Consider the following 11,278-nt stretch of genomic DNA (forward strand, 5'->3'; position numbering starts at 1 on the left):
CTAACTTATCATTGATACATGAACTGGGGACAGGTCATGAATAGATTGAGCCGTGATACTGTTCACTGGGAAAGTCCATTTTCAGGGGAAGATGGATTCGAGCGGGAATTCCCCAAACAGAATGAACGGGCAAGTACACTCTATGAGATTGTCAGTGTGTTGTTCGATAATAATTAAAGGGGATAAAATGAAGAATTTGTTCCGCGTTATCACGGTGGCGCTGTCAATGTTGTTCGTATGGATTAATCCATTGGTTGGACAATGGATTCGAATAAATAAGGTTGAATACGGGCTCAAGCTCGTTTGCGGCGGGTCAAATCTTTTTGTTGTAAACCCATGGAACGGAATCATTCGTTCAACAGATTGGGGGTCGAGCTGGTCGGCGGTCGGTATAAGTGGGGAAGATCTCGCGGTGGCCGGTTCATACGTCTTTGCCGCATCTCCCAGCGGAGTGTATGTTTCAACCGACCAAGGTAAGACCTGGACTATTTCAAAATCAGGGTTAGGAACCCAACCAGGGAGGCTTGTCATCAAGCCGGAACTTGCAGGGGGTTTCAAGACCGGTGCATTAGCCGATTCTGCCAACCCTCCATCGGAATTCTCTTCGCTTTCGCTGTTTTGATTTTCGGAAGGAACATCGAAAGTGCCAAGTTAGGCCTTCATGGTGCCAACTTGAGTGCCAAGTTCAGTGCCAAGCATGACGCCGACTGATTCTCACTTCACAAAGAACAATTCCCCAGGAGTGTCATTCCGGCACTTCCGATGCCGTGCAATTCACTGAAGGGGAACTGTTAGAAAATCTTTTGAGAATCGGAAGTTTCGAATGAATTCTATTGCACGGACAAAATACAAAAGAAGGCCACTTCATGCAATAATGCGAACCGAACTCCCATTTTTCCAAGTAATACCTGGAGGCTCATAGCGGTCGTTTCGCATCCGCTCTCAATCAACGGGAAAGAACCTAAATCCGCTGTATCATGGTACAGTGTCAGTCCGGTTTGCATTCATCCATTTCTTCAATTCCCGTGCATTTTCGATATTTCTTTCCCCGTGAAACCGAACTGAACTCAGCTTTTTCGGGTTCGTATACACACCGCTTTAGCGCCCCTGGTACCCGCTCGAAAGGGCTGTGGGAGTACCTTTTCAAGCGCTATCTTGACAGCTTTTCAGTTCCCTGAATCATATCCTTTGAATGAGAAGAACGCGCCGTGAGGCGATTAGACTGTGAAGAAGGGATTCTTCAGGGTGTCTCTCAGCGAACACTCTGTGAGCCGGAAACAATCGCATCAGGATCAATTCTCTTGCTCGCGTTGAATTCTGAATCTTGCAGCTAATCCATTTACTTCTTTGTGAAGCTGCTGAGGGGATAAGTGAGAATAGATTTCAGTTGTCTCGCTGTGCGAATGTCCAAGTAGCTTCTGAACCGCGTACAATGACACGCCGGACATAACCAGGGCAGACGCGAACGAGTGCCTAAGTGAATGGAAATGCAATTTGTCATTGAGACCGGCACGCCGGACGTATCGTTTGAACCGCTGTGATGCTGTCCCTTCTTTCAACTGCTTTCCTTTTGCATCATGGAACACGGTTTCGGCTTCATTCCGGAGATTGCGTTTACGTTCTATCAACATTTGACATAGGTCATCACTCATAGGGACTGCACGGGATCGTTTACTTTTGGTTGTGAAGGCCTTGCTGTTCTGAATCAGAATCACCTTGGAATCAAAATCTATGTCCTTCCAGCTAAGGGAAAGCAGCTCCCCGAGCCTGAGACCTGTGAGGACTGCTGTTATGCAAAGCTCCCGAAAGTCTCTATTCTCAATGACAGAGACGAACAGCCTTAATTCCTTTTCATTGAAGAATGCCGGTATCGCTTCCGGTGGTCTTGGCTTCTTTGCCTTGCGGAAAGGGTTCTCTTTGATAAGATTCCACTGAGCGGCTTTTTCAAACGCTGAGCGAAGGGCAATGTAGTATTTTCGTGAAGTCCATTCCGATGCTTCCACCTTTTTGACGCTGAGAAAATGTTCAACTTCCCTAACGCTGAATGAGTCCATGCTGCGATCACCTTCAACTCGAACAAATTCCCGAAACGCTGTCTCATAGGTCTTACGTGTCTTATTGGTGTGAGCACCTGAAGAATATTCAATGAACTGTTCCTGAAACTGTTTGATCGTAATTTTCTCGGGCGGTTTCATTTCGTCTAATCCTTCCAAGAGTATGTAAGTGTTTTTGTTCCCTTCTCCTGCTTTGTCGATTCGAATGTGTCCTAAGCGGGAAAGATTCTGAGTGTGTCTGGATACTCGCTGCACGCCGGACATTTGCTCAATTTCTTTGCGAGTGGTGGAACACTTGTGCCCTTCGTCTGCTCGTTGCGAGAGGGCTGCATAAACGCGAATATCACTCAGCGACAGCCGTTTATCTTGCAGCAGCGCTGTCGGGATGTTGAGACATTCAGCCATTGACTTTACTTCGCATCTCCTCGACCGCAATTAGAATCAATTCTCTGTGTTTCAGTCTGGATCTCACGGCGTGATTTCTCAACAAACTTTGTGTGATTACCTATGCCTCGCCTGTTTGGGTTCTTTCCGAGCCGAAATTCATAGAGCGGGCAATTTGTGATAACGCAGTTTCTCACTTCGCTTGCGCTGCCGTTGGAACAGTCGAGACACTTCAAACGGATGGACTTAAGAGGCGATAGTTTATTCATGTTCGACATCCATCCGCGTTCCAGCAGTCTTTGAGTTCAACAAATTTCACGCCGTCAACCATAACGACGCGGAATTTTCCGGCGCTGCTGCACATTTTGTTGAGATACCGTTCAGCAGTTGCCGGACTTATTCCGGCCACCTCAGCACCTGAGTTTATCGCATCTTTCAACTCTAACCGTCTCCATCTCAATGCCTGTGTTTCAATCCAGGTTCGGAATATCGGTTCGCATTTTTCGTTCTTAATCAGTTCCTTGCTTGAAAGTGGCTCACTGATTTCCACGCTTTCAGTCTTCGGCTTTGACTTTCTCCGTGGATTCTTCTTAGTGTTGCAGCTTCGGCAAAGTAACTGGTAGTTCTCAGGATCATTGTTCCTGTTGTTGTTGTCAATATGGTCAATGATGAGAGTCTTGACAGAACCGGCCTTGCCACACCAAGCGCAGAATTCGCTGTCACGAGCTGCAAGAAATTGATACCACTTCTTTCGATTCCTTCCGTTCATTCTCGGCACAGGGTTAGTTCCATTCTCCTTTGGTTCCTTCGGGTTCACACACTCACACAGGCGATAGTATTTTCCTGAAAAGGAAAAAGCCGATTGAGAGAACAACCGGCTTTTCATGTGGTGGTGAGCTGATATAGTCGTGGTAGCTTTTCATTTCTTACTCAGCTTACCAAACGAGAATCAAAATTGATGCTACGTTACACTACTGTCACGTAACTCTTTTTGTAACTTTTTTTCGTTTATAGTAATAACTCCTTTTGATAGCTTCATAACTTTTGCCGGAATCCTCAGCGGCTTGATGGAACAGTTCATCCTTACTCTTATCGGGAAACTTCTTTTGCAGTTTTTCAACTTGACGTTTGACCTTGTCAGATTCGTTCTTCCCTTTCTTCTTTCTCACCTCTTGCATTGGTTCCTGATATTTTCCTTCCCAATATTTATCTATCGGCAAACCTGCGCGTTCGACCATGATAATTTCTTGGAACAGACGTACTTTCTCTGTGCACAGGTCTTTTTGCTGTTTAGATTCCTCAATCGACGCTTTGTTTTGTTCAGGATAATAAATCAGCAAATCTAATTGATCTGTCCATTGGGCTTCTCTTGTTTTCCAAACCTCAAGGCAAGCTGTTACGTCATATTCGTCAAATCCGGCGCCGATCTGGACAGACACCTTCAAGTGATTGTTTTCGAGCCTCTTTGAAATATACAAACCTTTGAGTTTTTCGGATACGGTGAGCGCTTGACAGAGCTCGTCATCCCCCAATCTTTTCGTCCCCGAAGTGATATGTTCAGGCGCATTGATTTTGTCCAATTCTCGCTCCGCTATCCGGTATAGAGTCCCTTCTGTGTATGCTTCTTCTCTCTTGATTTCATTCGCAATTTCAATCTCAATGGACTTAATCCAATCGGCGAACTCTCTCTGTGGTAAGTTCGCAATTATCTTCAAGTCTTGCGTGGCGCTATTCCTCAATAAAATCCATCCGCGACTTGACTCGTGAGTTAATTCAACGCGTTTTCTTGTTTCCTCAGGAATGCGTTCCTTGATCTGAGCTATCAAATTATCTTTCTCATCAAGCCGCGTTCCGCTAAGCTCCCCTCCTTTGTTCCCCTTTGATCTCGTATTCTCTTTCATCTTTTGGATTCCGACGAGAGTTCCGTCATGGTACGAGTGCAACTGCAATCGTGGCAAGAAAATCCCTTGTCATCGCTTTGAGAATAACGCAATTGCACTTTCCGGTGTCACGGCGTTCACGGTGCCCATAAACTCATATCCTTTCTTCTTAAGACCGTTCTCCCAAAGTCTGTTGCCTTTGACGCCGAGCCAGATCGCTAACACTGCCCAGAGATAGGTCAAAAGGGCGGGAGTCTGATGGAATTCGTATGAGTACTGACTCAAAGCATAATATCGAAATGGAACCCAAAGGTAGGGCAGCAAAATCACTGCTCCAAGGCCGTAAAGTCCTTTCATAAATGCCCAAATTGGCCCAAAGAAACAAGCGTTCAGGCTCCAACCTTTCTTTACAGCCTTGATTTCTCCAGTTGGCTTCTTGTAAATATTGAAACTATACATAGTTACCTCTTTTTTCTGGCGATATGTTCATTTGGGTTGCTGACAATTTATGTGGTCTGCCATTGTCAAATCGAATGCAAAGTATGCCTACCTGTTCAAGTTGTTTGGATGACTGATTTTTGGTTGAGTTTCCCAACCAAGAAACCGCTATCTTGCTTGCCCGAGGTCGTCCAAGTGCCTCTGCATCTGGGAGAAAGAAAGAGGGATAAATTGTTTTGAACAGTGTATGAGCAAGCTCCATCTTTCAAAAATTTAGTCTATCCCAATGACGAAAAAAAACTTGGCTCGCTTAAGCGAGTTAAGTCCATGGTCGTAATCTTCCTTCGTCTTAATGGAGAAAATCACGTCAAGAAGCTCTGAGGCAGCAACGATTAAGTCTTGGTAACATGTCCTTGGCGTGTGAGCTTTAGAAAAGGTTGTCGGTCTCTTCGCTTCTGTCATCCGGTAGGTTTGGAAAAGGAAACGTTCCTGAAACCCTGCTATGATATATGCGGATGATGGGAGCGAGGCCTCATTGACATTCTTTAGACTCTAAAACGGCTGAAAAGCACGTTCTTGAGACCCCTATGGTTCCCCTACCTACTGCGAGACCCATCTGTTGAAAACGAACCGTGTATCTTTTGTCAAGTTCTCACTAACTTGATCTTCAATTTCGACCAAGATCATCCAACGTTCTTGAGTCCCTTAAATATGTTAAAGTGGATTCCCTCGGTTCACTTAAATGGTTTAAGTGACCTGAACACAAGAAGGAGGGTGTGTGTTTGTGGCGGGGTCTCCAACCGGAAGACTTGCCAGTTGATTTATTATGACATTCTTTCTTTACTTGGTTGTCTTAATTTGATCGGGGTCATTCAAGATTATCTCCGCCGTCCCTTGGTACGTCCGAATCTTTCCAGTAATCTCGACAAGCTTTCCTTCGTACTGTTGAATGTTGCTGAAGTTACCTGCGTCTTTTGCGAAGATAACTCCAGTAAAAGGGTTGTTCGGATACTTTCCACCTATGTCAAGAAAGATTGTGCCCTTGCGAGATTCATAGAGCTGGTAAACCTTCCCGACTACTGTTACATATTCTCCGACGTGGTCTCCAGCTTCTGCCGCTGAGTATTTCTTCTGAGCATTTGCAAGTGTTGTTGTTATTAGAAAAAGTCCAAGGCCGAGTAAGATGGTTCTTCTCATTGTCTCTCCATGAAATTAGTTACGTTAGTAAATGGACTCACGGCTTTGCCATTCGCTTATTTGGATGTCGCTTTGCAGGGGCCTTCTTGTCGGGAAACCACTCCCAATCCGAAAGGAGTCTTCTCTCCCTCAAGTGATAGAATGAAACCATGTCACCGTTGAGGGCCGACAGGTAAAGAATATCAAGACACATGATGAAGAACGCGGATGCAAGCAATATTCCATCCGAATATGTCAACTCAGAGCCAGATTGTGAATTATGGAAGAGTCCGTATCCAAATCGGGTCGCCCCGCTAACAATATCAAGTGCCAAAGCTGCAACTGCCCCTCCGATGACCAACGCGGCTCCAGATAGTTCCTTCAGATTCTTGCTTACTATCATTTCACTGATTACAAAAAGGATAACGAACTGAAGGGAAACCGTGAACCAGTTCCGCTCATTTATGAATTTGGTATCCAATCCAACCAGATTTAGCAGAAACTCAATTAACACAAAAGGAATCGCTGAGAGGAATATTAGGAGAAAGGTTGCAAAAAATGAAAGAAGGCCAGTCGTAATAATCAAACCACTAAGCTCGTTTGCGTCCAAACCAATTCTCAATATTCCTTTTGTCTGCTCCTCAACCTTAAATACCATGTGTTACCTCCTCTTTAGACAAAAAGCCCTACCATTTGCGAAGCGTGCTGTCCGTCTCGCCCGTGAATCGGCGAACGATGGGGGTCTGTAAAAACGTTCAGCAATACTCATAAGTTTTTCGCCGGTTGTATTCTACTCTGTGGACTTGTGAAATTCCAATGGTTCCCTTCAATTCGATGGATTTGTCGCCTTCCGATCAGGTTCTCCCCGATCAGAAGCTCCCTCCAAAATGCCGAACCCGTGCAGTCCCTTGTTGATTTCCGAATGCAGCTGCTGAGGAAGAAGGTGAGAGTAAATTTCGGTTGTCTTGCTCTGTGAATGTCCAAGTAGCTTCTGAACCGCGTAAAGCGACACACCGGACATAACCAGGGCAGAAGCAAACGAGTGTCGAAGGGAATGAAAATGCAGGTTGTCATTGAGTCTAGCACGCCGCACGCAGTGTTTGAACCTGTGCTCGATTGTGCTTGCTTTGAGTTTCCTACCATAACGATCCGAGAACACAAACTCAGATTCCGAACGAATGTTGTCCCTCCGTTCCAACAGCATCCCTGAAAGTTCTTCGCTCATAGGCACAACACGAGAACGCTTGCTCTTCGTTGTAAACGACTCGCTGTTTTGAATAAGGACGGTTTTGGCTGCAAAATCTAAATCAGTCCAGCGAAGGGAAAGCAGCTCACCAAGTCTGAGACCCGTGAGAAGTGCTGTGATGCACAACTCAGCAAAGTCCTTGTCCTTGTTGGCTGAGAGGAACAGCCTGAAATCGGATTCCGTGAAGAACACAGGAAGAATTTCCCTCACCTTTGGCTTTGAGACTCCCCGGAAGGGATTTGCTGAGACGAAATGCCACTGAACAGCCTTCTCGAACGCTGAGGCAAGGGCAATGTAGTATTTCCTCGCCGTCCACTCGGAAGCTTCCAGCTTCTTGACGCTGAGAAAATGTTCAATCTCTCGAATTCCAATTGTGTTCAGAAGACAATCACCTTCAACTCTTAGGAACTCCCGAAATGCGGTCTGGTAGGTCGTGAGAGTCTTTGCTGTGTGGACGCTCGAAGCATAGGCAGCATACTGGTTCACGAACTCGGAGAACAGAACCGTCTCCAGCTTTTTCTTTGTCTCATATTCTTCACGCTTGAAGTCTCGAAGGAATTCAATTGCATCCGGCTTCTTCCGGCACCTGGTAGATAACTTGTGCCGCGCCCTGTTTTCGTCCTTGAAGAAAAGGTAATAAACCCCGCCGATCTTTGAGAGGAACATCACTCACCTCGTTTCATTGAGGTGAAAATGAGAATCAGAGTGCCAACGTGGGTGCCAAGCCGGTTAGAAAGGTTGACTTTGCAGAGGTTTTTTGCAGCTTGCAGGGAGTTTCAAGATCTTTGTTGCGAGCGTAAATGAGAGCGGTGTATTTGCCTCCACTGATAATGGTGCAAGTTGGTACGAGACTGACGTGGGTCTCCCAAACAGAGGAATCCAGTCAATTGCCGTTGATTCGAGCGGAAATCTCTATGTGTTGTTAGAAATCTATGGTGGGTTGATATTTCATTCGACGAATGATGGAAATACTTGGACGACAGGTCCAGATTCAATATCTGATAACGTGACAAGCATCGTGGCAGACAAGAATTATGGTATCTTTGCAAGCGGTTCTTTAGGAATCTATCAATCCACCGATTTTGGCAACACTTGGATTACAAAAAGCTCAGGTCCTACCGGCAATAACGTTCTCACCGTTAACTCGTACGGTAACATCTTTGCTGGGGGCTCGGGCGTGTATCGATCCACAGATGGTGGTACGACGTGGGTGCAGACCACGTCGAGCTTCGGTGTCTCCTCATTGGCAGTAAATGATAGTGGATACGTATTTGCCCTAAGTGATACTTCGGGTGCGTCAATCGTGTACAGGACCGCTGCAACAACAACGCCTCCTTTGGCAGGAAGCCCGTCGCTGGTTTTGCCTTCAAATTTGTCAACGACCACATCCACCACAGTTAGTTTTTCCTGGTCGCATGTTTCACTTGCGGACCTTTATGAATTACAAATCGCGACGGATACGGGATTCACAAGTATAGTGTTTGACTCGATAACAGGCTCGACTTCTATGCAAATGAGTCTTTTGTCTGCCGTTCGTTACTATTGGCGTGTTCGATCAATTAATGTCGCTGGCAAGAGTTCCTTCTGTCCATATTGGACCTTCGTTACGTTCGTTGCTCCACCTACGAATCCCACTATTAGTTCGGGCAATATGTGGATCACTCTCTACTGGGATGCCAGCACCGCTGAACATCTGGTAAGGTACAAGATATACCGGGGTACCACTCCGGCTGTCACACTACTTCACGACAGTTGTGCCACAACATCCATTGTTGATTCAGGGCTAACGAACGGGACGACCTATTATTATAAGTTGACGGCAGTTGACAGCTTATATGGAGAAAGCGGCTTCAGCAATGAAGTAAGTTCAACGCCGTTTAACGCACCTCCGGTACCTGCTTCGTTGAGCAATGTCAGCCTGTTGAGTACCGGTCGTGACTTAACAAGCTCTCTGACGTTTTCGAGTTCAGGGAGTCATGATCCAGACGGAACGATCGACTCAACGTTGTGGTATGTGAATTACGCCAGAGTCGGTAGTCTACCCTCGCTTACATATGATTTTGGGCCCGGAACAAGCAGAGTAACTTTAGTCGTAGTCGACAACCAAAATGCAATAGATTCATCCGTGGCACTCGTGAACCGGGCAGCATACGTGAGAGCGCTCGGTGGACCTGTAACTTCTGGGCTGAGTATGGTTGGCAACAACGTATCGTATTGCATCTCTACTGGTGATGCAGTGTATCGACTTGACAGCAACGAGACGACGATCTACAAGCTGCAAGTTGCAGGCAGTAGCGGTTCATCATGTTCGATTGCATACGATTCCACAGTCTATATTTCGTCTTCAGACAACAATCTTTACGCATTCTCTAAGAATGCAACATCAGTCTGGCCAGCACTACCACTTGGAGGAAACACTTCAGCTACTCCAACTGTCGACTCGACACTGCAGAGAATCTACATTGGCGTGTCTAACAATAATTTTCTTGGTGTGAATCGTTTGACAGGTGCCGTATTGTGGAATTTCTTCACGGGTTCTCCGATAACGAACTCAGCAGTGATATCGAATGATAGGAAGCTTTTCTTCCCGACAACAAACGGCACAGTATACGGAGTTGACCTTGAAGCAACCGACAGACCGGCTTCACCTACCTGGTATCTTTCGCTTCCGGATACTTTGCCCACGTCTCCTGCCGTTGACGACTCCGGGAAATTTTATGTGGGGACAGCTAATGGTAACCTCTATGCGATATCTATGGCTCGAGGAAAATCGGCCTCCGAATTATGGGGGCTTCACCTTGGTGGACAACTCGTTGCCGCACCGGTTATCGATGGACAAGGAATACTCTACATCGGTTCAACAGACTCGAACCTGTACGCAGTCAATCTGTCTTCGGAAAACATCGCTTGGAGCTTCAAGGCAAGCGGCTCGATTCGCTATACTGCAGCTTTGTCCGATGCTGGTAGGATTTACCTTGACGATGATGCTGGGTCACTCTATTGTCTGAGCGACAGTGGGAGCGTAAACTGGTTCTTTTCAGATACCACGGACAATCTGGGAGTGCGAGGTCCTCTACTTTATAGTGAAGGGATGATTTACGCCGGCGCAGGTCCCCGAAGCGTCATTGCTTTCTATGACAACGACATAGGCTATAAGTCCCGAGCATTTCATGTATCAACTGTCAGCGTGGCCGTGTGGGGTACGTTCCAGGGAAATAATCAGCGAACAGGAACACAAATATATCGGAATGTTAATTCAGATACTGGCTCAGTTATTCCGACCTCGTTTGCGCTCTATGCCAATTATCCGAATCCATTTAATCCCTGGACTACAATCAAGTACGACATTCCAAAACAATCACATGTGCTACTTGAGATTTACGATGTCTTGGGCAGACGAGTTGAAACGCTAGTGGATGAAATCAGACCCCAAGGAGAATTCAAGGCAATCCTCAGGACGGAGAAGTTGTCAAGCGGGGTCTATTTCTATAGACTTCAAGCGGGGAATTTCACTCAGGTCAAGAAAATGGTTCTGATTAAATAGTCCCCTTGGGCACTTATGTCGATTCAGGTCCCGTTCAGAGAACTCGTGGCGGGACTTTTCGTTACCGAGCGTCTTGGAATCATTTTTTCCCTACCACCGGTAAGTCGATTGCGGTACAAATTTCGGGAAATCGTTTTCCCGTTTTTTGTTTGAAAACAGAAGGGCGCGCGAAAACTTTTTCGGGCTGAAAGAGACCAGCAGATCTTGGATTCAACAGCACCTTCCAGGCCTCCAACACGGGAAGCTTATTATCACTATCCTCGTCAAGTAGCCAATGCCTGGTTATGCCCCCCGTATCTTGGTCCATTTTGAGTGAGAAGAAATGAGTAAATTTTCACGAGCAGAATGGAGACCACAGGACATGAAGAAACGATTCAGCGAACAGCAGATCGTCTTTGCCCTCCGGCAGGCTGATGCAGGAACACCGGTGGCTGAAGTGATCCGGAAGATGGGAGTGAGCGAGCCAACGTTCTACCGTTGGAAGAAGGAGTATGCAGGGATGGGGATCAACGAGGTCCGGCGGTTGAAACAGCTCGAGGAAGAGAACCGACGGCTG

The 11,278-nt window shown here is 46.3% G+C and carries 10 protein-coding genes; 3 read left to right on the forward strand and 7 right to left on the reverse strand.

Features of this window, described 5'->3' with window-relative positions:
* Positions 1 to 187: 187 nt before the first annotated feature.
* A complete protein-coding gene (locus tag VIS48_13065) occupies positions 188 to 622 on the forward strand; it encodes a hypothetical protein (protein HEY9167079.1) in 435 nt (144 codons plus the stop codon).
* 670 nt (positions 623 to 1,292) lie between these two features.
* Here the strand turns inward: VIS48_13065 and VIS48_13070 are convergent.
* The 7 genes from VIS48_13070 to VIS48_13100 form a co-directional block, all read right to left on the reverse strand.
* Positions 1,293 to 2,459, reverse strand: a complete 1,167-nt coding sequence (locus VIS48_13070; GenBank protein HEY9167080.1) for a site-specific integrase — start codon at positions 2,457 to 2,459, stop codon at positions 1,293 to 1,295.
* Positions 2,460 to 2,703: 244 nt separating this feature from the next.
* Complete coding sequence (locus tag VIS48_13075) at positions 2,704 to 3,207, reverse strand: HNH endonuclease signature motif containing protein (protein HEY9167081.1); 504 nt, start codon at positions 3,205 to 3,207, stop codon at positions 2,704 to 2,706.
* Positions 3,208 to 3,415: 208 nt separating this feature from the next.
* Positions 3,416 to 4,339 (reverse strand): hypothetical protein, encoded by a 924-nt coding sequence (locus tag VIS48_13080; GenBank protein ID HEY9167082.1) that lies wholly within the window; start codon positions 4,337 to 4,339, stop codon positions 3,416 to 3,418.
* 69 nt (positions 4,340 to 4,408) lie between these two features.
* A complete protein-coding gene (locus VIS48_13085; GenBank protein HEY9167083.1) occupies positions 4,409 to 4,777 on the reverse strand; it encodes a hypothetical protein in 369 nt (122 codons plus the stop codon).
* An 819-nt stretch (positions 4,778 to 5,596) separates the two neighbouring features.
* Positions 5,597 to 5,953, reverse strand: coding sequence for a nucleotide-binding protein (locus VIS48_13090; GenBank protein ID HEY9167084.1), 357 nt, complete (start codon positions 5,951 to 5,953; stop codon positions 5,597 to 5,599).
* A 37-nt stretch (positions 5,954 to 5,990) separates the two neighbouring features.
* Positions 5,991 to 6,590, reverse strand: a complete 600-nt coding sequence (locus VIS48_13095; GenBank protein HEY9167085.1) for a hypothetical protein — start codon at positions 6,588 to 6,590, stop codon at positions 5,991 to 5,993.
* A gap of 168 nt (positions 6,591 to 6,758) precedes the next feature.
* The gene (locus VIS48_13100; GenBank protein ID HEY9167086.1) at positions 6,759 to 7,844 is read right to left on the reverse strand and encodes a site-specific integrase; all 1,086 of its coding nucleotides are present in this window, start codon (positions 7,842 to 7,844) and stop codon (positions 6,759 to 6,761) included.
* Positions 7,845 to 7,935: 91 nt separating this feature from the next.
* Between VIS48_13100 and VIS48_13105 the strand changes: the two genes are divergently transcribed.
* Both VIS48_13105 and VIS48_13110 read left to right on the forward strand, forming a co-directional pair.
* On the forward strand, positions 7,936 to 10,722 hold the full coding sequence (locus VIS48_13105) for a PQQ-binding-like beta-propeller repeat protein (GenBank protein HEY9167087.1): 2,787 nt from the start codon (positions 7,936 to 7,938) through the stop codon (positions 10,720 to 10,722).
* A 361-nt stretch (positions 10,723 to 11,083) separates the two neighbouring features.
* Positions 11,084 to 11,278, forward strand: a 195-nt coding sequence (locus VIS48_13110) for a transposase (GenBank protein ID HEY9167088.1), incomplete at its 3' end; no start/stop codon positions are given.

The sequence above is a fragment of the Candidatus Kryptoniota bacterium genome (assembly GCA_036567965.1).
Classification (GTDB): domain Bacteria; phylum Bacteroidota; class Ignavibacteria; order Kryptoniales; family JAKASW01; genus JAKASW01.

Excerpts from the sequence above, each read along its gene's own strand:
- VIS48_13065 (HEY9167079.1), top strand. The coding sequence starts at position 188 with ATGAAGAATTTGTTCCGCGTTATCACGGTGGCGCTGTCAATGTTGTTC.
- VIS48_13070 (HEY9167080.1), bottom strand. The coding sequence starts at position 2,459 with ATGGCTGAATGTCTCAACATCCCGACAGCGCTGCTGCAAGATAAACGG.
- VIS48_13075 (HEY9167081.1), bottom strand. The coding sequence starts at position 3,207 with ATGAACGGAAGGAATCGAAAGAAGTGGTATCAATTTCTTGCAGCTCGT.
- VIS48_13095 (HEY9167085.1), bottom strand. The coding sequence starts at position 6,590 with ATGGTATTTAAGGTTGAGGAGCAGACAAAAGGAATATTGAGAATTGGT.
- VIS48_13080 (HEY9167082.1), bottom strand. The coding sequence starts at position 4,339 with ATGAAAGAGAATACGAGATCAAAGGGGAACAAAGGAGGGGAGCTTAGC.
- VIS48_13100 (HEY9167086.1), bottom strand. The coding sequence starts at position 7,844 with ATGTTCCTCTCAAAGATCGGCGGGGTTTATTACCTTTTCTTCAAGGAC.
- VIS48_13090 (HEY9167084.1), bottom strand. The coding sequence starts at position 5,953 with ATGAGAAGAACCATCTTACTCGGCCTTGGACTTTTTCTAATAACAACA.
- VIS48_13085 (HEY9167083.1), bottom strand. The coding sequence starts at position 4,777 with ATGTATAGTTTCAATATTTACAAGAAGCCAACTGGAGAAATCAAGGCT.